Here is a 23,177-nt window from a genome sequence, read left to right on the forward strand (position 1 = left end):
CAACAAGCTCAATCAATTGCAGACTGTGCATGTCTTAACCATTTTTATAAAATGGCTAGCTTGGAATCAATGATAAGACTGATTGCAATAATTAGAATATTCTGGTCAAGCTAAACACCACAGTTGAATCGGCATTTTTCAAGGCCTTATTCACATTGGCATCGGCATAATACAGATCAAAAATAAAATCTTGATAATTAAAATCGACACCTACTTTATAATCATAAAAATGTTTCTTTTCATCAGTCGCCCACAGCAGCTCGTAGGCTTCATTGCTTGCAAATCGGTTATAGGCGGCTTGTGCATAAGCATTCCATTGATCAGCAACAGGATAACGGTAACCGACTTCATAACGCAGCATCTTGCCTGTTTCAAGGGTATAGTCTGGCGAATAATAAAATGAAAGATTCAGTTCATCTTGTTGATTTAACAGCCCTGATGTAAATAGCCCAATTGAATATTCTTCAAAATCGACCTGTGGCAAAGCTTTGTCTGCACCAGGATAATTGACATCTAAGTACTGTAAATTCAGCCTTAAGTGATCATTGAAGTGGTAATCATAGCCAAGGTAATAGTCGAATTCGATGCTGCTTCCGATATCAAGTTGTATATTCGAAGCAAAGAGTTGTGCGTATAAACCTGAATCATGATCTGCTCTTAACGTTCCCTGAACGGCAGGCTTACTCTGCGTCTGAGTTGTGCCACGCCAGTAGTATTCCGTTAAAAATGCCATTGAACCACTGACCGCAAATTGATCTTTAAATGCCTTCTGTTCTGCGGCTTGCACATTAATTGTTGAGAATATTGCCGATGTGAAAATCCCTAGCAGCACTGTATTTTTTATCATTCACTTATTCCATTAGTACATGATTATTTTTGAATTTTTATTGTCTTTAATTTTGAAATAAAACCGAGAACCAATTTAAATAAAAATATAGGAACCATTTACTTTTTAACCAAAATGCATTTAGCCATGATTTAAAATCAAGTCGCTAAAAATAAAAAAAAGCCCGCAGGCTTTTTTTTATTTCACTCAATTTATTATTTACTGTTCAGCTTGCCGTCATAAACTTTTTCTCCCGCAAACCAAGTTTGAGCCACTTTCCAGTCTTTAATGTCTTTATTTAATGGCGTTTGCAAAGCCCCTTGTAAAACCACAAAATCAGCCCATTTTCCTACACTAATACTGCCAATTTCATTGCCCCAGCCTGCGACATTGGCGGGTGCTTGGGTATAGGCATACAAGGCTTCATCTAAACTCAAGGCATTATCGCTATAACGCGTCTTGCCATTATATTCGCGGAACACGACATCACTTAACTGTAGCATTGGATTTTCAGGGGCCGTTGGCCAGTCGCTGCCCAACACCATCGACGCACCACTACTCAATAACGACTGCCACGCATAGCTATATGGCATGCGTGCTTCACCGAGACGTGACTCCTGATAATTACCAGCAATCGCATGGTCTGGCTGCATGGAAGCGACAACGCCTAATTGAGCAAAGCGAGGGATTGCCGTTTTAGTGGTAACTTCAATATGTTCAATCCGATTGAGCAGTTGACGGTGTTTCGGACTATGTTCAATCGCATTCAACGCCATATCGACACTTTTGTCACCGATGGCATGGATCGCCACAGGAAAGCCCACGTCGTTGGCATTTTTCACGATGTCATTCAATTTTGGCTGCGAAGTAATAGGCTCGATGTTGAAATGGTGTCGATCTGCATAAGGTTCATTCAATGCTGCGGTATAGCTCATCAGCGTACCATCAACAAAATATTTCATATAACCAAAACGGAACTGCGGCCCTTTCTGCCACTGCTGCTCTTTTTGGATAAAACGTTGATTGAGTTGATCCCGTTGTTTGGCATAGCTTTGCAGTTGTGCCAGCGTTGCCTGATCTTCACCAGCCATTAATCCAAAACGAATCCGCATCGGTAACTGTTTCTGTGACTCAAGCAAAGCTGGATAAACTGTAGCGAGTTCAGCCCACATATCATGCACGGAGGTTATTCCCAAGCTGTTAAAATGAGCAACGATTTTTTCAACCACTGGGATTGCGGCTTTGCCTGAGAGTAATGCTTTTGTATATTGAGGGCTTGCTAAGATCAGTTGATTGGCTGCCGTTTCTTTAAAAATTCCTGTCGGCTCACCTGTTTGTGGATCTTTAACAATCTCACCACCTTCTGGTGCTTTAGTATTTTTATCGATTCCCAGCAATTGCATTGCCTTGCTGTTTACCCAAACGGTATGATAATCAATATCCTGTAACACCACAGGTCGATCAGGCACAATTGCATCCAGCTCCTGACGTGTTGGCATACGCTTGTCCTTCATGGCGCTGACATCCCAACGCCCACCGACCAACCATGTATCTTTCGGTAACTCTTTGTCGCGTTTGGCAATTAATTTAAACCATTCTTGCCGATCGGTGATTCCAAACAGATCCACACCTTCCCAAAGTTCCAGACCACCTAATAAATGAGTATGTGCATCGGTCAAACCAGGTAGGACTGTTTTGCCTTGGGCATCAATCACCTGTGTTTTTGAACTTGCCATATTTTGAATAAAGGTATTATTACCAACAGCCAGAAACTTGCCATCTTTAATTGCAAATGCTTGTGCTTTCGGTTTGGCTGGATTTGAAGTTCGGATATCTGCATTCATCACAATGATATCCGCTTGTGGTGTTTGTGCCTGAGTCCCGAAGGTCATCATACAAACGCTGAGTCCTAAGCATAATTTCTTTTTCATAAGTCCGTTATTCCATTATCCATATTTATTTTTGCACTTTTCATTGTCTGTGATTTTTCAACAAAACCGAGAACCAATTTGGTTGAAAACATAGGTACCATTTAAATCAGCGTAAAGATCGAGATGTAATGGATCTTTCCAGAATTAGTTAAAATTTTCCATGTAAAAAGCACCTCATCTCTGAAGTGCTTTGTAGATAAAAAGGTCTAAAGAAAGGAGTACGCTCATTCAGACCATCAACCGTTGATGTTAAGAAATATCAACACACATATATTTCAGTTCCAGATATTCCTCAATCCCAAATTGCGAACCTTCACGACCTAAACCTGACTGTTTAATTCCACCAAAAGGTGCGATCTCATTGGAAATCAGCCCTGTATTCACCCCGACCATACCATATTGCAGCGCTTCACCTACCCGCCATTGGCGTGCCATGTCTTGGGTAAAAATATAACTCGCCAAACCAAACTCCGTATCGTTGGCCATTGCAACAGCCTCAGCTTCATCATTGAAACGGAATAACGGCGCTAATGGACCAAAAGTTTCTTCTTTGGCAACTTTCATCTGCTGAGTAACATCTCTTAAAATGGTCGGTTCAAAGAAAGTTTTCCCCAAGGCATGTGGTTGACCACCAACCACAATCGAAGCCCCCTGACTCACCGCATCGGCAATATGCGATTGCACTTTTTCAACTGCGTCTTGATCAATCAATGGCCCCTGTGTCACCCCTTCATCACGTCCATCGCCGACACGAAGTTGCTGTTCAACTGCTATTTTTAAGCGCTCACAAATCGCATCATAAATCCCGTCCTGAACATAGATACGGTTGGCACAGACACAGGTTTGACCACTGTTACGGAACTTGCTGACCATAATGCCCTGAACAGCGCGCTCAATATCGGCATCATCAAAAATAATCACAGGGGCATTGCCACCCAGCTCTAAAGAAAGCTTTTTGATGGTTGGCGCACATTGTTTCATCAAAATACGACCAACATCGGTTGAACCGGTAAAACTGAGTTTACGCACCGTATCACTTGCACATAAAGTTTGCCCAACAGCCACCGCATCACCACTGATCAAAATAAATAAATCAGCGGGTAAGCCTGCCTGCTCTGCCAGTACCGCCAAAGCATAGGCAGTTAACGGAGTCTGTTCCGCAGGTTTGACCAACATCGAACACCCCACCGCCAAAGCAGGTGCAATTTTTCGGGTGATCATCGCGGCTGGGAAATTCCACGGCGTAATCGCTGCGGTCACTCCAATCGCTTGCTTAAGCACAATTAAACGCTGCTGTGATTGAACAGGCGTCAACACGGAACCGTCGACACGACGCGCCTGCTCTGCAAACCAACGAATGAACGAGGCTGCATAAGCAATTTCTCCACGTGCTTCCGCGAGTGACTTACCTTGTTCTGCCGTGAGAATCTGGGCTAAGCCTTCACGCTGTTGCAAGATCAACTGATGCCATGCCAACAAAATATCAGCACGCGCCAAAGCAGTTTGCTGCTGCCATTGGGCTTGAGCGATGGCTGAACGTGCAATCGCTGCTTCAACCTCTGCTTGGTCAGATGCCTTGACCCAAGCCAAAGCTTGTCCTGTCGCTGCATCGTCCACTACAAAATAATCTTCAGTTGGCGTTGCATCAAAACGAATATCTGGATGCTTTAATAGAGCCTGCAAGTTGAGATCAATCATGCTTCAGCTCCTGCGAGCTTTTGCAGTGCAGGCTGTTGCGCTGCAATTGCATCTTGGATAATCACCAGCGCTTGATTGAACTGAACCACAGGAATCGTCAATGGATACAAGAAACGAATTACATTGCCATGCTTGCCACAGGTTAAAAGCAATAAGCCCTGATCCATCGCATATTGCTGAATCGCTTTCGCCATTTCTGGTTTCGGTTGACCCGTGACATGATCACCAAATTCAACCGCCACCATCGAACCCAATGCACGAATATCAATAATATCGTTTGAATATTTTTGTGCCGCTTTTAGCATGGTTATGAGTTCTTCACCCAAGCTATTGGCACGTTGACACAATTGTTCCTCTTCAATCACATCAATCACGGCATTGGCTGCAGCAATCGCAAGCGGGTTACCCGCATAAGTACCGCCTAAACCACCAGGGTTTGGTGCATCCATCACTTCAGCACGTCCCACTACTCCTGACAGTGGGAAACCACCACCCAAGCTCTTCGCCATGGTAATTAAATCGGCTTTAACTGGATAATGTTGCATGGCAAACAATTGGCCAGTACGGGCAAAACCGGTTTGCACTTCATCCGCAATTAAAAGAATGCCGTGCTCATCACAAATCTTGCGCAGTTGTTGCATAAATTCAACTGGCGCAACGTTGAATCCACCCTCACCTTGGACAGGTTCAAGCACAATGGCTGCCACATCATGCGCCGCAATATCTTCACTAAAAATTTCTTCTAAGCTAATCAGTGCATCTTCAACACTGATTCCTTTAGACGCAACTGGATAACGGGCATGGAATACACCTGCTGTCATGACACCAAAGTCACGTTTATAAGGAGCTGTTTTGCCTGTCATCGCCATGGTCATAAACGTACGGCCGTGGAAACCGCCACCAAAAGTGATAATGCCATGACGGCCTGTTGCTGCTCGTGCAATCTTCACTGCGTTTTCAACCGCTTCTGCGCCTGTGGTAAAGAATGCTGTTTTCGCAGGACCTTCAATCGGTGCACGGGCATTGATTCGCTCAGCCAAAGACACATAACTTTCATACGGTACAATTTGATACGCCGTATGGGTAAATTTATTCAGTTGTTCAGCCACCGCTGCGATGACTTTTGGATGGCGATGCCCCGTATTTAAAACGGCAATTCCACCAGCAAAATCAATATATTCGTTTCCTTCCGTATCCCACAAAGTCGCATTGCTCGCACGTTCAGCATACCATTGGCACATCACGCCAACACCACGTGGCGTTGCTTGCTGTTTACGAGCATTTATTGCAATATGCTTTGCATCCATTTTGTTACCTCTATACGACAAAACAATCATCTTTTTGGGCATTTAAATTGCTTCATGGCAATGTATTGCTGAAACAAGGCTAAAATGCGCTATGGGTACTTAATGTGTACCTTTTATAAGGAATAGACGAGAGCCACTTTTGGACTAAAGGAGAGAGCCAATTGCGTACTCTGTTAGGAGACTACCTGTTGCAGCATTTACAACAGGCCAGTGAAGGGACTTTACCCGCTCGGGTTTTTCATTGTTTAAGAGCTGCCATTTTGGAAGGCATTCTTGCGCCGAATACTCGTCTTCCTGCATCACGTGATTTGGCCAATGAGCTGCATGTTTCACGGAATACCGTACTCAATGCCTATGAACAATTACGTGCTGAAGGTTATATTCAAGCGCATACCGGTCGAGGTACTTGGGTATCCGAAACACTCCCTGAGAGCTATATTCAGGTCAGCACAACACTCACTTATGCTGCTGCAACCAAAGAAGAGACTACACAGACACTTTCTCATCGTGGCGCAAGTTTACTTCAACATGCAGCCGCATCCCCTTATCAGTGGGGTGCCTTTGTACCCGGTGCGCCTGATGTAACTGAGTTTCCACATGCCGAATTTAATCGGATCAAATCACGCTTAAGTCGCCAGCCTGAAATTGCCAATTTGATCTACAGCAATGCAGGAGGATGCGCGGAATTACGCCATGCACTAGCCGATTATTTACGAATTGCGCGTTCCGTCAATTGTGAAACCGACCAGATTATTATTACAGAAGGCATCCATCAGGCAGTGGATTTGGTGTCACGGGCTTTATGTGATTTAAATGATCATGTCTGGATTGAAAATCCAGGCTATTGGGGTGCCAAGAATATTCTGCGTATCAATGGCCTCAATATTATTCCGATGCCTGTCGATGCCGAAGGCATTATTCCAGAAGAACATCCGTCTACCCCACCTCGCCTGATTTTCGTCACCCCCTCTCATCAATATCCTTTAGGTTCGCATCTCAGTTTATCTAGACGAAGAAAATTGCTGGATTTGGCTAAACAGCATGGTAGCTGGATTATTGAAGATGACTATGACAGTGAGTTCCGTTTTTCAGGTCAGCCTTATCCTTCCTTACAAGGTTTGGAAGAAAATCCACCCGTCATTTATATTGGAACCTTTAGTAAAACCATTTACCCCGCCTTGCGCATTGGCTATATGGTGGTTCCAAAACAATTGGTACAGCCCTTACGAACGATTTCGGCTGAACTGTATCGAGGCGGTCACTTACTTACTCAACGCGCCTTAGCCGAATTTATTCGTGAAGGACATTATGCAGCGCATATCCGCCGGATGCGCCTACTGTATAGTAAAAGACGTAAATTTCTGATTGAACTGATTCACCGTTATCTGGGCGATGTGTTTGTCCATGAATTTAATCATGATGCGGGGCTGCATCTGGTACTCAAATTACCTGATCACGCCAATGATGTTGAAATATCTGCACTCGCACTTTCGCGCGGGGTCAATGTTCGCCCATTGTCACAATATTATTCAGGGGTCGATACCCCAATTCAATCGGGCCTATTGCTTGGATTTGCCTGTGTTCAGGAACAGGATATGACTTTTGCTTTTAGTATTTTACGTCAATGTCTGATTGAAAACGGTCTTGAGCTGTTCCCCCAGAGCCGTTGATTAGAGCAGAATAACACTTGGTTTAGGGCGTACGTCTTTTCTTGCCCCATCGCTAAACCAAGTGAAGCTTATTCATTGATATATTCCAAACTAAAAGCAAAGATCTAAACTGACTTTGACCCGATCTAAAACGATTAAAGTCCGATAGGTTTTGACATCTTGATTATCTGCAAAATGCTTTCTCACCAAAGCTTCAAAATACGATAAATTATTTGAAATCATAATGATGATAAAAGATACCCCACCATTGACGAAATAGCATTGCTGAATTTCATCCACTGTTGCAAAGTATTGTTCAGCCCGATCCATCACCACAGAGCGATCTTCAGCAAGACGCACTTCAATAATCGAAGTCACCTTTTCTCCAAATCGCTTTGGATTCAGTACTGCACAATTTTTTTCGATAATGGATTCCTGTTCCATTCGAACAATACGCCGTTGTATCGATGCTTGAGACAACCCGATATGCTCCGAAATCTGCCGATGTGAGCTTTTATTGTCCTGCTGTAATAATCGTAAAATTGCATAATCAAAATGATCAAGTGATAGCTCAGCCATGAATTAATCCCTCATATTTTTCCAATAATAGAGTGAATCACTCCTTCAGCTCAATCAATTAGCACGATTTAATCATCGTTCTAGAATTAAAATCTCATGATCACTCTATGGGTCATCGATATGCATGCTTCTGCTCAAAATAAACAAGAACTGGCCTTGGCTGCAGCATGTCTATCACTTGCATCAGTACAAATTGGGGCTGCGATTGCGAAAACCCTATTTCCCATCTTTGGCGCTGAAGGGGTTGCCCTGATTCGTTTAAGTTTTTCAGCGCTGTTGCTCTGGATGATCTTCAAACCTTGGCGCAGCTTTCCTCCTCAAATGGAATGGAAGAATCTGATCATTTATGGACTGATTCTGAGTCTCATGAATCTTTTGATCTATAAGGCCTTTTCCCATTTGTCGATTGGCATCGCCATTTCAATTGAAGTCTTGGGTCCACTCACCGTTGCCATTGTCATGTCAAAACAAAAACAGGATTTACTTTGGGGCGCCTTGTCATTTATCGGTCTGATGTTATTACCTTTGGGCAGTAGCAATCAGCATTTTAGTTATATCGGCATGCTTTATGCGCTTGCCGCAGCATTATGTTGGGGCTTATATATCATTTTCGGTACGAAAGTCGCAAAAGGCGGCAGCAATACAGTAGCGATTGGCATGTTGGTGGCAACTCTATTTGCACTACCCTTTGGTATTTCTGATCTGAATCAGCTATTTCATTCTTATTGGATTTTACTGCTCTGTGTTTTGGTATCGCTGCTTTCCAGTACCATTCCGTTCTTACTGGATATCTTTGCCATGAAAAAACTCGAACCGAAAGTGTTTGGAATTTTACTGAGCGCCTCTCCTGCGGTCAGTGCCCTTGCAGGTTGGTTGATCTTAAAAGAACACCTCAATCTATATCAAATCACGGGCATTGCCATCATCATGCTCTCGTGCGCGGGCTGCTCCTATTTTTCCTATAAAAGTAATAAGGCCTAAACTTCAAAGCATAGGCCTTATGATGATGTTTGATCAGTCTAGATGTAGTGCGACTGTTCGATTACTTTTCTTCTTTCGGGTCACGATCAGTCCACAGATCACGACAATGAAGGTGACACTTAAAGATAAAGTGGTTTCATAGCTATATTGAGGTGACAGGAACATATAGCCCAGCACGCTCATAATCACCACAATCACAAACCAAGTCAGCCACGGAAATAACCACATTTTAAAAGGCACAGCAGCCCCAACTTTATCTAATTGGGTGCGCAAACGGAGTTGTGACACTGCAATCACTAGGTAAACCACCAATGCAATCGAACCGGTGGTTGACAATAAAAATCCAAATACCTGTCCAGGAAATAAGTAATTCACCGCACAACAAATCAATCCGATCAAAGTCGATGCAAATACTGCGATGGTTGGCACACCTGCAGCATTAATTTTCGTGACCATTTTTGGTGCTTCTTGACGGGCACCTAAAGCAAATAGCATCCGTGAAGAGGTATAAACGGCCGCATTCATACAACTCGCCACTGCAATAAATACCACAGTATCCATAATTAACTTGGTTTGAGGAATATTCAGACTGACCAAGACATACTGAAAAGTACCCAATTTTTGTAAATCAGGTGAACGCCAATCGACCAAGGCAACCGCGAGGAAAATTGAAACCACAAAGAATAAGATAATCCGATACAGGACTAAATTGGTTGCCCGTTTGATTTTCTCTTCAGGATTTTTAGACTCTGCCGCCGCAATCGAAAGAATTTCAATGCCAAAGAAGGAAAATGCAGAGATTAAAATCGCAGATAGAACACCGCCCATGCCATGTGGCATAAAGCCGCCATTGGAAAAGAGATGACCCACTCCACTGACATCTTTGGCTAAAGGCCACAGTCCAAACACGGCTGATGCACCAATCACAATAAACACGAGAATGGCAATCACTTTAATCAGTGCAAACCAAAACTCAAACTCGCCAAAACTTTTGGTGCTAAAGAAGTTGGCCAAACTGAGTAAGATAATAAATGCGAAAGCGTAAATGGCACTGGATACCTGTGGAAACCAAGCATGTAAAATTTCGGCACCTGCAATGGCTTCAATTGGAATCACCAACACCCAAAACCACCAATACAGCCAACCCACACTAAACCCTGCCCAAGGACCGATCGCTTTACGCGCATAAGTCGAAAATGAACCTGTGTCAGGCTGTGCAACGGCCATTTCACCGAGCATACGCATGACTAAAAAAACCAGAATACTGGTAATAATATAAGCCAATACCGCAGCGGGACCTGCTTTGGCAATTGCAGCAGATGAACCGACAAATAAACCTGCACCAATAACACCACCAATACTAATCATCGTGACATGGCGGTTAGAAAGTCCTTCACCTAATTTTGTTGTTTTATCACTATTCATATTTTATTCCTTAAAAATACTTATAAAACCGTTAATTACATGTTTCAATTCCTACAAAAATAAAAAGGGAAAACCAACGGTCTTCCCTCCAACAAAAATTAATTTAAAGTTGGCATAGCAAATTGTTTGGCTTCACGAATCTGTGCAGATGGCCAACGTTGCGTGATGGTTTTACGGCGGGGGTAAAAACGCACACCATCTGGCCCATAGGCATACAGATCACCAAACAGTGAACGTTTCCAGCCACCAAAACTGTGATAAGCAACAGGAACTGGTAATGGCACATTCACCCCGACCATGCCCACTTGGATGTTATTGGTGAAATAGCGCGCCGCCTCACCATCTCGGGTATAAATACAGGTGCCATTGCCATATTCATGATCATTAATCAACTGCATGGCTTCTTGCATCGTTTCGACACGAATCACCTGTAATACAGGCCCAAAAATTTCTTGTTGATAGCTGGTCATCTCTGCTGAAATTTGATCAATCAAGGTCGGCCCGACAAAGAATCCATGTTCATAACCGACGGCTTTGGCATCACGTCCATCCACCACAATTTTAGCACCTTGTTGCTCGGCACTTTGGATATAAGCTTGTACCTTCTGTTTATGTGCTTGCGAAATGAGCGGTCCGAAGTCATTACTGGCATCGGCATAATGTCCAAACTTCAATTGCTGCATCTCTTGTTTAAGCTTGGCAATCACCACATCGGCCACTTCATCACCAATGGCCAACGCAACGGACAAGGCCATACAACGTTCACCCGATGAACCAAAGGCGGCACCGAGTAAAGAGGTCACCACATTATCAATATCCGCATCGGGCATAATGATGGCGTGGTTTTTTGCACCGCCTAAGGCCTGACAGCGTTTTCCTGTCGAGGTCGCTGTTCGATAAATATATTCCGCAATTGGGGTTGAACCGACGAAACTGATGGCTTGGATCTTAGGATGATGTAGTAAGGCATCGACAGCTTCTTTGTCGCCATTGACCACATTAAACACCCCATCGGGCAAGCCCGCCTGTTTAAGTAATTCAGCTAAATAGAGTGCCGCTGAAGGCGCCTTCTCAGAGGGTTTTAAAATAAAGCAATTGCCACACACAATCGCCATTGGGAACATCCACAACGGCACCATTGCTGGGAAATTAAAAGGGGTAATCCCTGCAACCACACCTAAAGGTTGAAACTCACTCCAAGAATCAATATCTGGGCCAACATTTTTAGAATACTCGCCTTTTAAAAACTCAGGTGCGCCACAGGCATATTCCACATTTTCAATGCCACGTTGTAATTCACCTTTGGCATCATGGCAAATCTTGCCATGCTCCTGCCCAATCAATTCACACAATGTTTCAGCATTCTCTTCAAGCAATTGTTTGAACTTAAACATCACCCGTGCACGTTTGATCACCGGCGTATCGCGCCATGCAGGGAATGCCTGCTCTGCAATCTGCACTACCTGATTCACCAACTGTCTATCCGCCAAGGCTACTTCTTTGCTAATCTCACCCGTTGCTGGATTATAAACCGCTTGTTTTCGGTTGGATTTGGTGACCAAACCACCTTGGATAAAATGCCCAATCAAATGAGTGGCTGGTGTTTGAGCTGAATCGGTATTGCTGAACGCATTGGCATTAAAATGTTCTAAATTATTCATCTGTATTCCTTGTCTCTGTGTCTTATTTTCCATTTGCTTTTGGCGGGTCTCCACCCAAGCTTTATTTCACTTGATAAAGGGTTTCACCCACAGCATTGATCAACCGTGATAATTGCGCTTCGGTGCTATTGAACATTGGACCGAACTGAATGGTGTCTCCGCCAAAACGCACATAGAAACCGGCTTTCCACAACTTCATACCCATTTCAAATCCACGAATGGTGGCATCGCCATCACGCGGTGCCAGTTGTAAGGCACCAATCAAACCGCAGTTGCGAATATCAATCACATTCGGGGCACCTTTTAATTCATGTATCAGTTTTTCAAGACTTGGGGCTAAGGCCGCAGATTGAGTGATTAGGTTCTGTTGTTCTAGTACATCTAATGTGGCTAAAGCAGCGGCACAGGCAACGGGATGCCCTGAATAGGTATAACCGTGAGTAAACTCAACCGCATGTTCAGGCAAGTCTTGTTGCATAAAGGCATCATAGATTTCACGGCTTGCGACTACGCCCCCTAATGGAATGGCACCATTGGTAATTTGTTTGGCAAAAGTCAGCAGATCAGGTGTTACATCGAAATATTCTGCTGCTGTCCATGTGCCCATACGGCCAAAGCCCGTAATTACTTCATCAAAGATCAGCAGGATATTGTGTTGATCACAGATTTCTCGCAGGCGTTTTAAATAACCTGTCGGTGGCACAATACAACCCGCCGAACCAGAAACAGGTTCAACAATCACTGCGGCAATATTCGATGCATCATGTAGCTCAATCAGCTTGAGCATTTCATCGGCCAGTTCAATTCCACCTGTTTCAGCACAGCCTTTGGTAAAGCTCAGATGTGCTTGCAAGGTATGCGGTAAATGATCCACATCCATCAATTGACCGAACATTTTACGGTTGCCACCAATACCGCCCAGACTGGTGCCTGCCACGTTGACCCCATGGTAGCCACGAGCGCGCCCTATCAGCTTGGTTTTGCTTGGTTGGCCTTTAATGCGCCAATACGCCCGCGCCATTTTGATCGCAGTATCTGCTGACTCAGAACCCGAATCGGTAAAGAAAACATGCTGGAGTTTTTCAGGCATGTGCTGCACAATTTTTTCAGCCAATTGAAAAGATAATGGATGTCCGAATTGGAAGGCAGGTGAATAATCCAGTTTTGCCAATTGGCGCGTTACCGCTTGCTGGATTTCAGGCAAGCTATGTCCTGCACCGCAGGTCCACAAACCTGACAGAGAATCATAAATCTCACGTCCTGTACTATCAATTAAAGATGAGCCTTTGGCCGCTACGATGATGCGTGGATCTTGATGAAAATTACGGTTGGCAGTAAACGGCATCCAATGTGCTTGGTAATTTAAGCGCATTGGGACCTCTGACGGACTTGCTTCCAATGCATCATCACGGTCATTTGCGGTGTCGATATCAAACATAATCACTCTTCTTGTTTTGGGGTTATTGTTGGAGTGTACAGCGCGATATAGTTTTGATAAATTCAAATGATCTTGAGTTTAGATATAAAAAAGTAAAACTAAATGAAGCCGAAAAAATTAAATCAAGTGACTGATTTTGATATAAAACTTCTTAAAATTTTTAAAACGGTGTGTGACTGCCACAGCTTTAGCGCTGCGGAAAGTCTGCTTGGCATCAGTCGTTCAGCAATTAGTCTGCACATGAGTGATCTGGAAAATCGGCTCGGAATTCGGTTATGCCAACGAGGTCGAGCTGGCTTTGCTCTGACCGATGAAGGTCGGGAAATTCTAGAATATATTGAAGTATTGAATGCTTCGATTGAAGACTTTCGTGCCAAGATCAATCAAATGCACAATCAACTCAAAGGTGAGTTTAATATTGGGATTATTAATAACTTGGTCACCATGCCCAGTGCCTATATCACCAATACGCTTGCTGTGCTGGCCGAAGAAAATAGCGAAGTGCTGATTAATATCAGTATGAGCACCTTGTCGGATATTGAATGTCGTGTCTTAGATAATCGCTTACATGCAGGTGCCATTCCCCTCGTCACCCCATTGTCTGGCTTAGATTATTTTGATTTATATCGCGAAAAGTCTTTGCTCTACTGCGGTAAAAATCACCCGCTGTTTCAACATTTAGGTGATATTCACACTGCGGATTTAAAAAACTGGCAAGCAGTATTACCCAATTATGCAACAACAGCAGAAGCGGCGAAATTGCACCAACTGCTTGATTGTTCGGCCACTGCCAGTGACCGTGAAGGCATCGCCTTTCTGATCTTAACAGGAAAGTTTCTGGGTTTTTTACCCGATCATTATGCGAGAAAATGGGTGGAAGATGGTTTTATGCAGCCTATTTTGCAGGACGTGATGCATTACAGTACCCCGATCTGCCTGATCACCCATAAAGGCAAAAACTACAATATGATTTTAAAAACCTTTATGGAGATCCTAAAAACCCGAATCATGCCATTGACTTAACTCAGACTAGAATACAAAAGTCGATGCGTTGGGCTCATCGACTTTGTTTTATCAAAAATGCACTGCTATGCTTCACCAGTTTCAGCAATATTTGTCGCAGGATTGACCGTACTTTTACTCCCACTATCTGACTCATGCCGTTTCAGTACCAACACCGCAAAAATCGCAATAATCGCGGGGATGGCAATCATCACAAAGTTCAGCTTATGTGGTAGACCTAAGGTCAGCAGCATCCCTGTTAGAATCGGCCCGACGATGGCACCGATTCGACCAACCGCAGATGCACAGCCAATTCCTGTCGAGCGTACACTCAATGGATAGTATTGTGCTACATAACTATACAGCAGGATTGAAGTCCCAATGGTTGCAGCTCCTGCAATCGTCACCAAACCATATAAAATATAGGCTGGCGAGTTATAGCCCAAACCAACCAGTGCAAATACCCCTGTTACAAACATGGTTAAAATTACGGGTTTTAAATGGAATTTATCTGAGAGGATTCCACCCAAAATTGCTCCGATCATGGCACCAACATTCAGTGCTAACAGGAATAAAATACTTTTGCCCAATGAATAACCTGCTGCCAGCATCAGTTTCGGCAACCAACTACTTAATGCATAGACCATCAGCAAACACATAAAGAATAACAGCCAAAACATCAAAGTACTTAAAGCTCGACCATGCTGAAATAAGGCTTTGGCAGAACTGCCTGAACCTAAATTATCGTCATTCAAACATAAGCGTGTCTCAGGGCTTAGTGCCTGCTCTGGGGCAATTTTTTGGATAATGGCATGGGCTTGCTCGGTCTTGCCACTTTTTACTAAGAAGGTCAGTGACTCAGGTAAGAACTTCCATAAAATCGGTAATAACAACAATGGAATGCCTGCAATCAAGAACATGATTTGCCAACCTTGGCTTTCCACCAGATAGCTTCCTAATAACGCGGAAATAATCCCGCCAATGGCATAGCCACTAAACATACTCCCCACCAAGGTACTGCGCATCCGCTTTGGGGCATATTCAGAGGTTAACGCCACCAGATTTGGCATCACACCACCAATCCCCAAACCTGCTAAAAAGCGTAACACCCCAAATTCAAACGGAGTCGATGCAAAAGCTCCCCAGAAAGTAAAACCACTGAAAAAGGTCACACAAATCAAGATCACATTTTTGCGACCAATTTTATCTGCCAAAGCCCCAAATAGCATGGCACCAAACATCATGCCACATAAGGCGGTGCTGGCCAGCATACCCGCCTGTACTGCTGTGAGTGACCACTCTTGCATCAATACAGGCAAAACCACGCCGTAAATAACCAGATCATAACCGTCAAAAATAATAATCAGTAAACACCAAAGCAAAATGCTCCAGTGAAAAGGGGTAAATTTTGCTTGGTCAATAATTGCATTGACATTCAACGTCGATGTTGCCATTTAATCATCTCCTCTATGAGATAAATTCTTGTTCATTTTTAAAACGACATACTGCACCCTAAAGAAAAAACTGATGATTCAAGCTCTTGATTAAAAATCGTAACTCGCCATCATATTGAAGCGGTTATCAATCCCTTTCCGCCCCTCAAAAGTTTCACGCTCGCCATAGACATACTCCACCCCTAAAGTAATTGGTTTATAGGGGTTGTACATGGCATTGATCCAGCCCTGCCAAAGTTCTTTGTTTTGAGTCAGGTTGGTTTTCTGGATTTGGGCAAAGGTGTTGTCATCCTTGGCTTTCATATAGCCGTATCCCAAGGTAGAACGAAGCTGTGAATTAAATTGATGAGTTAAACCTGCTGAAATAGTATCGAATTCATTGCTCTGAATATGATTTTTGTCATCAATCACATAGCTGTTATTGGTCCAAAGCAGGAAACGGCCATCACCTTTGACATGGTAATAATCGGCTTTTAAGAAGGTTTGTGGCGTTAACTGGTATTTGCCCCCGAGCCCCACACCCCATGCCCATTCCTCATCATTACTGGTTTTTTTCTCAGCCATAAAGCTTCGGCCAGACAGCAAGGAACCATTCTCAAATTTATGATTCAATCGCCCCACCAAAGCAGGCAAACGCATTTCATTATCAGGGTCGGAAGTTGCCGTGTATTTGGGATCTTCAATCGCAACAGCAAAGCTGGTATTGGCTGATAAATTATCACTATAGCGTACCAAAGGTGAGCGTTGTAATGCCCCACCGACATAGGTTCCTGCATCAATGGTTTCTGGATAATATTCAGGTGCAATAAAAGTGGACCAAGTCTGACCAATCAACCATTTATCAAAGGTTAAATAAGCATGACGAATACGGAATTGATCACGTGTGCTGCCACCAAAGAAATCCATTTCCAGCTTGCCACCAACATCGCCAGCGGCTGTCGGTGTTTTAAAATTCAAACCTAAACGGGTGACGTTGACGGTTGAATGCAACCGATCTTTTTGTTGAGCTTCCTCAGCAGTATGTTCTAGTGGTACGCCACTGATATTGTTATACATGGTGGATGCACCTTTAGCCTGATAAGAAGCATCGGCACGGAGATAACCATATAAATTGACTTCAGCCCCACCTTTGCTGATATTCAGTTTTGGCACCTGTGTTTCGGTCGCCTGTGGCGCAGCTGCAACCGCGACTTGAGGCGTCGACTGGGTCGGAACAGGCTGTTTTACATACTGTTGCAGCATGGCGCGCAACTCTTGAACTTCTTGTCTGAGTTGTGCAATTTCAGCACTTTCAGTTCCCGAATAAGCAGAGGACATAGCCGTTAAAACTGCCGTTGCCAATATGCTTTTTTGTACCGTTAAAATAAACTTTTTCATTAAAATCAATTTCCTTTTCGACTGATCTTAAATACCCTTTTAAGATCATTCTTTGTTTGTGTTTTATCCTTTGTCGTACAAATGTACCACACCACATTTTTTATTTTTAAAACTTCAAACCATTGATTTATTTAATTTTCACCTCCTATTTAAATAAATAGCCACTTTTTTAAAAGACAGCAGAACCGAGCAGTGGCAATTGCAGCCACTGTTAAAAACTTCCGTTAAAAGCTAAAAATTAAGTTGCTGTTTTAATGTTGAATTCCTTGTTGAGTGAAAACAGCTTTGCCAGAATGTTCCAAGGTCAAGATATCCTCCTGTTTTTTCTGGGCAATCAGTCCCTGATACGTTAAAACTTGGCTAAAGCAATGCACCTGTTCAAAACCTGTCCGCTGAAGCAGTTGCTGATAAGTCTCATAAGAAACAGTAAAAAAGTCTTGTTCCAAACGTTCCATCATTGCCTCACTCTGCTCAATACTCAGACCATTACTCTGACATAACAAAGGCAAGGCTTTAAATTGTTGAGGATTGTCACAAGCCATCAGATCGTAGGTCAGCAGCAATCCACCGGCTTTTAATCGCTGTGATATTTCAGCAAAGAAAGTCGGTTTAAGCGCATGCGGCACAAAATGCGCAACCAAGATCGACAGTGCCACATCAAATTTTGGCTGTGTAGGCAATGCTGCTGTTTCGCCATGAATGAATTGCACACGCTCTGACTGTCCAAGCTGCTGAATCAGTGCTTGGGCTTTCTGCAACATACTTAAAGAAGGATCAACTGCCGTAAATCTCCAAGTTGGATGCCTATTCAGTAAATATTCAAGCTCATAGCCTGTGCCACAACCGACAATTAAAATCTCTGCATCTTCACTTAAAGCGGACTGTAAAATCGCATCGACTTGTTGATGCATCAGCGCATAACCTGGAATCAGACGACGGATATGATCATCATAGCGTTCCACCACTTTCTGACTGTTAAAATCTTTTGCCATTTGATCCTCTACTTTTAAAAAGCTTTAAACGGTTAGCATCGCATCAACTGATAACTGCTTTATAGAAGGTTTAGCCGCTTCGATACTTAAGCCCAATTTTTGAAATAAAGCTTGGTCACGATTTTCACCCGCATTGGCGGTGGTTAACAGTTTTTCACCTGAAAAAATAGAATTAGCACCGGCCATAAATGCCAAGGCTTGATCGGAATCGGTTAATGCTTCGCGCCCAGCCGAAAGTCGAATGTAACTTTGTGGCATAAGCAATCGTGCTACAGCAACCGTCCGAATCCATTCAGTTACATCCAGTTTTTCTACTTGAGCCAATGGTGTCCCTTCGATCGGGACCAGCATATTAATCGGTACAGACTCTGGATGTAGCGGCAAAGTCGCTAACTCATGTAAAAGACCAATCCGATCTTCTCGACTTTCACCTAAACCGACAATACCACCGCTACAGACTTTCAACCCTGCCTGACGAACATGGTCTAGTGTATCCAGCCGATCATCAAAAGTTCTAGTGCTGATAATGTGGGAATAATATTCCCGCGAAGTATCCAGATTATGGTTGTAATAATCCAAACCAGCCTCTTTTAAACGCTCCGCCTGAGAAGCATTCAACATGCCCAAGGTCATACAGGTTTCCAGTCCTAAAGCTTTGACCTCACGCACCATGTCCAATACATAAGGCATATCGCGCTCATGCGGATTGCGCCATGCGGCACCCATACAAAAACGAGATGCGCCTGAGGCTTTAGATTTTTGTGCCTCTTGAATGACTTTCTCCACTGCAATGCGTTTTTCTGCTTCTAGTTTTGAATCATAACGCGCCGATTGCGAACAATACTTGCAATCTTCTGGGCACTTGCCTGTTTTAATTGAGAGTAAAGTACTGACCTGAATCGTATTCGCAGCAAAATACTGTCGGTGTAACTGTTGCGCCTGAAACAGCAAATCTAAAAAAGGCTGCTCATACACAGCCTGTATTTCCGCACGTGACCAATCATTTCTAATCTTCATTTCTTGATCCTGACATCCTATGTTTAGATAACAACCACGGCATCAAAGCTCCTCCTCAATCTCAATGTACAAAGGAGGAGTACGTTTTTAATCAAAAATTTCAGCAGTCAAATTCAGCTCTGCCCGCATGATTTCCTGCAATTTAAATTTCTGTGCTTTGCCTGATGCGGTCATCGGGAACTCAGCAAAAAATTTAACGTAACGTGGCACTTTATTATGTGAAATATGCTCTTTGCAGAAACTGCGGATACTGTCTTCATTGCTTTGATGATGCTCGTGTAAAATGATGCAGGCACAGAGCTCCTCCCCATAACGCATATCGGGCAAACCAATCACTTGCACATCGCAGACATCGGGATGGGTATATAAAAAGTCTTCGATTTCTTTTGGAAATAGATTTTCACCCCCGCGAATTACCACATCTTTAATTCGGCCTTTGATTTTGACAAAGCCTTCAGCGTCCATTTCAGCAATATCACCCGTGTGCATCCAGCCTGCTGCGTCGATGACTTCTTTGGTTTTTTCAGGCTCATCCCAATACCCCGCCATGACCGAATAACCACGGACACAAAGTTCACCGAGTGTCCCTAGCGGAACGATTTCACCCTCTAAATCAACAATTTTAACTTCCAAATGTGGATGAACATGCCCCACCGTGCTGACTCGTTTATCAATTGAATCATCAATATAACTTTGCACACTGACCGGAGAGGTCTCGGTCATGCCATAACAGATAGTAATTTCTGACATATGCATGCGGTCAATCACACGCTGCATGATTTCTCTCGGACATGGACTGCCTGCCATGATACCGGTACGCAAACTGCTCAAATCAAATTCGGCAAATTGCTCATGTTCCAAAATGGCAATAAACATGGTCGGCACACCATAAGCCGCCGTACATTTTTCCTGCTCAATGGTTTTTAAGCTTTCCAACGGATTAAACACGGACGCAGGATAAACCATGGTAGCACCATGGGTAATACAGGCCAGATTGCCCATTACCATGCCGAAACAATGGAATAAAGGCACTGAGATACAGACGCGATCTTGGGGCGTTAAGCCAATCCCTTCACCAACAAAATAACCATTATTCAAAATATTATGATGGGTCAACATGGTTCCTTTTGGATTGCCTGTTGTGCCAGAGGTAAATTGGATATTAATGGTTTCATCAAACTGCAATTGTTTGGCTAAGCGCTGCAACTCATCGAGCTGAGATTGATTCGGTGTTTCAAGCAAATCACGAAAACGATGGATGCCGGTATGCTGCTGCTCATCAATTTTGATCACATATTTTAAATGTGATAAACGGGCTGAATGGAGCACTTTATCGGAACTAGATGTCAGCTCAGGTGCAATCTTAGTGAGTAATTCTTGATAATCTGTAGTCTTGAACTGTGAGGCAATGATCAAGCCTTTGCAGGAGACTTTATTGAGTACATATTCCAGTTCATGACTTTTATAGGCGGTATTCAGATTCACCAAAATAATGCCAGCTTTAAACGCGGCAAATTGGGTCACGGTCCATTCCACACAATTCGGCGACCAGATCGCCAAGCGATCCCCTTTTTTCAAACCCAGCTTGAGCAGACTACAGGCAAATGCATTCACTTCATGCTGTAGTTCTTTGTAGCTTAAGCGTCGGTTCTGATGTGAACTGACAATCGCCTCTTGCTCAGCATATTGCTGGCAGACTTGATCAAATTTATCTCCAATCGTCATCCCCAACAGGGGCTGCGAGCTGGTTCCAGAGGCATAGCTTAACCGTACATGTTGCATTGAATCATTCTCCTTGATTCTTTTTTAATTCTGTTCTTACCTGATCTAATTGTTGTGACTGCAACTACTCTTCAAACTGCCTATTGTTGTGATGTTAAACCGTTCTGTCTGCCCTACTTTTTCTGTACTGCATCCACACAAAAGTCAGCAATCTGTTTAGAAAAATAGTCTTTGTGCGTCTGATCAAACTTGGTATTTTGAGCAGGGTCTAGAGGTTCAACCACCACATAGGTCATCGCTCCGACCACACACATGGCGGTTGTGTTTAAGTCATCCAAAACAAACTCGCCACTTGCATTTCCATCTGCAAGGATTTTTTTAATACTTTGTTTCATCAGCTGCTTTACCCGAAAACGCTCATGTTCCACACTTGAATCCACAGGTTCAAACATCAGTGAATAGGCCAACTGCGGGCTGTTGAGTGCCCGTTTGACAAAGGTTGCAACTGCTTTATGCAACTTCTGTTGCGCGGTCAGATCACTTTCTGTAATGGCATCAATCACCAACAACTCGGTGTTGATGGCTTCTGACAAGACTTCAATCAGTACCTGACTTTTATTGTCAAAGTAGCGATAAACCAAACCACTTGAGACTCCTGCTTGCTCAGCAATGGTTTGTATCTGTGCGTCTTTGAATCCTCCTTCTGAAATTAATTTTCTGGCTGAACTCAAAATCGATTTGCGATTTTGTTCCATCCGCTCCTGCATTAAAGTTGATCGTTTATAGCTCATAAATTTTATTCTCTAACAAATAAAGTGAATTGTAAATCATTTTATGAATCTCTATTCACTTTTTTAAAAATTCATTGTAAGGTAGTTCCTAAGCACACACAACAACGCTTAATGGAACAACAAATATAATCACTGGGATGACAACATAATGAACCTACGTAGCTTGAACTTTGGACTAGATGAAACACTGATTGCCTTACAAGATTCGGTTGCTGCATTTTGTGCCAAGGAAATTGCACCAATTGCCCAACAAGTCGACCAAGACAATGTCTTCCCTGCCCATCTTTGGAAGAAATTTGGCGATATGGGATTGATGGGCTTAACCGTTTCTGAAGAATATGGCGGCACCAATCTAGGCTATCTAGCACATATCATCGTGTTGCAAGAAATTTCGCGCGCATCCGCCTCTATTGGTCTTTCTTACGGCGCACATTCTAACTTGTGTATTAACCAGATTAACCGCAATGGTAGCGAGCAACAAAAGCAAAAGTATTTACCCAAGCTGATTTCAGGTGACTTTGTTGGTGCTTTAGCCATGTCTGAACCGAATGCAGGTTCGGATGTGGTCAGTATGAAACTGCGTGCTGAACAAAAAGGCGATCACTTTGTTCTCAATGGTTCAAAAATGTGGATCACCAATGGCGGTGATGCGGATGTATTGGTGGTGTATGCCAAAACGGATCCGCATGCAGGTGCCAAAGGCATGACTGCCTTCCTGATCGAAAAAAACATGCCTGGCTTTAGCCATGGTAAGCACCTAGATAAGCTGGGTATGCGCGGTTCCAACACCTATCCACTATTTTTTGACAATGTTGAAGTCCCTGCTGAAAACGTGCTCGGTGGTGTTGGCAACGGGGCCAAAGTACTGATGAGTGGTCTGGACTATGAACGCGCGGTCTTAAGTGCTGGTCCGTTAGGCATTATGGACGCCTGTTTGGATGTAGTGATTCCCTACCTACATGAACGTGAACAATTCGGTCAGGCCTTGGGTGAATTTCAATTGATGCAAGGCAAACTGGCGGATATGTATTCCACTTGGCTGGCTTGTAAAGCCTTGGTTTATGCAGTTGGTGCAGCCTGTGACAAAGCCGACCATGACCGTAGCTTACGTAAAGATGCGGCCAGTGCAATCCTATATGCAGCAGAAAAAGCCACATGGATGGCGGGCGAAACCATTCAAACCCTCGGTGGGAATGGTTATATCAATGAATTCTCAGCAGGTCGTTTATGGCGTGATGCCAAACTTTATGAAATTGGTGCAGGAACTTCAGAAATTCGCCGCATGCTGATTGGCCGCGAACTGTTTAATGAAACCAAATAATAACCA

General features: G+C 43.5%; 18 protein-coding genes. 4 read left to right on the forward strand and 14 right to left on the reverse strand.

Features of this window, described 5'->3' with window-relative positions; translation table 11 throughout:
* Positions 1-91: 91 nt before the first annotated feature.
* The 4 genes from NG55_RS07450 to NG55_RS07465 all read right to left on the reverse strand — a co-directional run bounded on the left by NG55_RS07450 (position 92) and on the right by NG55_RS07465 (position 5,762).
* The gene (locus NG55_RS07450; RefSeq protein ID WP_065342870.1) at positions 92-847 is read right to left on the reverse strand and encodes a TorF family putative porin; all 756 of its coding nucleotides are present in this window, start codon (positions 845-847) and stop codon (positions 92-94) included.
* A 194-nt stretch (positions 848-1,041) separates the two neighbouring features.
* Positions 1,042-2,757 (reverse strand): amidohydrolase, encoded by a 1,716-nt coding sequence (locus NG55_RS07455; protein WP_065342871.1) that lies wholly within the window; start codon positions 2,755-2,757, stop codon positions 1,042-1,044.
* 249 nt (positions 2,758-3,006) lie between these two features.
* Positions 3,007-4,455: an NAD-dependent succinate-semialdehyde dehydrogenase gene (locus tag NG55_RS07460; RefSeq protein ID WP_065342872.1), complete on the reverse strand. Its 1,449-nt coding sequence runs from the start codon at positions 4,453-4,455 to the stop codon at positions 3,007-3,009.
* Positions 4,452-5,762, reverse strand: a complete 1,311-nt coding sequence (locus NG55_RS07465; RefSeq protein WP_065342873.1) for a 4-aminobutyrate--2-oxoglutarate transaminase — start codon at positions 5,760-5,762, stop codon at positions 4,452-4,454. The genes NG55_RS07460 and NG55_RS07465 overlap by 4 nt, the downstream gene beginning before the upstream one ends.
* 161 nt (positions 5,763-5,923) lie before the next feature.
* On the opposite strand from NG55_RS07465, the gene pdxR reads away from it, so the two are divergent.
* Positions 5,924-7,432 (forward strand): MocR-like pyridoxine biosynthesis transcription factor PdxR, encoded by a 1,509-nt coding sequence (gene pdxR / locus NG55_RS07470; protein WP_065342874.1) that lies wholly within the window; start codon positions 5,924-5,926, stop codon positions 7,430-7,432.
* Positions 7,433-7,522: 90 nt separating this feature from the next.
* On the opposite strand, the gene NG55_RS07475 is transcribed toward pdxR, so the two are convergent.
* Positions 7,523-7,990, reverse strand: coding sequence for an Lrp/AsnC family transcriptional regulator (locus tag NG55_RS07475; RefSeq protein ID WP_065342875.1), 468 nt, complete (start codon positions 7,988-7,990; stop codon positions 7,523-7,525).
* Between the two features lie 120 nt (positions 7,991-8,110).
* Between NG55_RS07475 and NG55_RS07480 the strand changes: the two genes are divergently transcribed.
* Positions 8,111-8,971, forward strand: a complete 861-nt coding sequence (locus NG55_RS07480) for an EamA family transporter (RefSeq protein ID WP_065342876.1) — start codon at positions 8,111-8,113, stop codon at positions 8,969-8,971.
* Positions 8,972-9,004: 33 nt separating this feature from the next.
* On the opposite strand, the gene NG55_RS07485 is transcribed toward NG55_RS07480, so the two are convergent.
* The 3 genes from NG55_RS07485 to NG55_RS07495 all read right to left on the reverse strand — a co-directional run bounded on the left by NG55_RS07485 (position 9,005) and on the right by NG55_RS07495 (position 13,501).
* Positions 9,005-10,396 (reverse strand): amino acid permease, encoded by a 1,392-nt coding sequence (locus tag NG55_RS07485; RefSeq protein ID WP_023270062.1) that lies wholly within the window; start codon positions 10,394-10,396, stop codon positions 9,005-9,007.
* A gap of 98 nt (positions 10,397-10,494) precedes the next feature.
* Entirely contained in the window at positions 10,495-12,057 is a 1,563-nt protein-coding gene (locus tag NG55_RS07490; protein WP_065342877.1) for a CoA-acylating methylmalonate-semialdehyde dehydrogenase, read from the reverse strand.
* Positions 12,058-12,118: 61 nt separating this feature from the next.
* Positions 12,119-13,501, reverse strand: coding sequence for an omega-aminotransferase AptA (locus NG55_RS07495; protein WP_171257945.1), 1,383 nt, complete (start codon positions 13,499-13,501; stop codon positions 12,119-12,121).
* 96 nt (positions 13,502-13,597) lie between these two features.
* Between NG55_RS07495 and NG55_RS07500 the strand changes: the two genes are divergently transcribed.
* Positions 13,598-14,518 (forward strand): LysR family transcriptional regulator, encoded by a 921-nt coding sequence (locus NG55_RS07500; RefSeq protein ID WP_065342879.1) that lies wholly within the window; start codon positions 13,598-13,600, stop codon positions 14,516-14,518.
* A 65-nt stretch (positions 14,519-14,583) separates the two neighbouring features.
* Here NG55_RS07500 and NG55_RS07505 read toward each other — a convergent pair whose 3' ends face one another.
* From NG55_RS07505 to NG55_RS07530, 6 genes are all read right to left on the reverse strand, one after another.
* Positions 14,584-15,951, reverse strand: a complete 1,368-nt coding sequence (locus NG55_RS07505) for an MFS transporter (protein ID WP_065342880.1) — start codon at positions 15,949-15,951, stop codon at positions 14,584-14,586.
* Between the two features lie 90 nt (positions 15,952-16,041).
* Positions 16,042-17,328 carry a DcaP family trimeric outer membrane transporter gene (locus NG55_RS07510; protein ID WP_065342881.1) on the reverse strand — a complete coding sequence of 429 codons (1,287 nt, stop codon included), beginning with the start codon at positions 17,326-17,328 and terminating at the stop codon, positions 16,042-16,044.
* 251 nt (positions 17,329-17,579) lie between these two features.
* Positions 17,580-18,320: an SAM-dependent methyltransferase gene (locus NG55_RS07515; RefSeq protein WP_065342882.1), complete on the reverse strand. Its 741-nt coding sequence runs from the start codon at positions 18,318-18,320 to the stop codon at positions 17,580-17,582.
* Between the two features lie 24 nt (positions 18,321-18,344).
* Positions 18,345-19,337, reverse strand: a complete 993-nt coding sequence (gene bioB / locus NG55_RS07520; protein ID WP_065342883.1) for a biotin synthase BioB — start codon at positions 19,335-19,337, stop codon at positions 18,345-18,347.
* 87 nt (positions 19,338-19,424) lie between these two features.
* Positions 19,425-21,119: an AMP-binding protein gene (locus NG55_RS07525; protein ID WP_065342884.1), complete on the reverse strand. Its 1,695-nt coding sequence runs from the start codon at positions 21,117-21,119 to the stop codon at positions 19,425-19,427.
* A gap of 113 nt (positions 21,120-21,232) precedes the next feature.
* Positions 21,233-21,850 carry a TetR/AcrR family transcriptional regulator gene (locus tag NG55_RS07530; protein WP_016541043.1) on the reverse strand — a complete coding sequence of 206 codons (618 nt, stop codon included), beginning with the start codon at positions 21,848-21,850 and terminating at the stop codon, positions 21,233-21,235.
* Positions 21,851-21,998: 148 nt separating this feature from the next.
* On the opposite strand from NG55_RS07530, the gene NG55_RS07535 reads away from it, so the two are divergent.
* Complete coding sequence (locus NG55_RS07535) at positions 21,999-23,171, forward strand: isovaleryl-CoA dehydrogenase (protein WP_016541042.1); 1,173 nt, start codon at positions 21,999-22,001, stop codon at positions 23,169-23,171.
* Positions 23,172-23,177: the final 6 nt, after the last annotated feature.

The organism is Acinetobacter gyllenbergii, assembly GCF_001682515.1.
In the GTDB taxonomy this organism is placed as follows: domain Bacteria; phylum Pseudomonadota; class Gammaproteobacteria; order Pseudomonadales; family Moraxellaceae; genus Acinetobacter; species Acinetobacter gyllenbergii.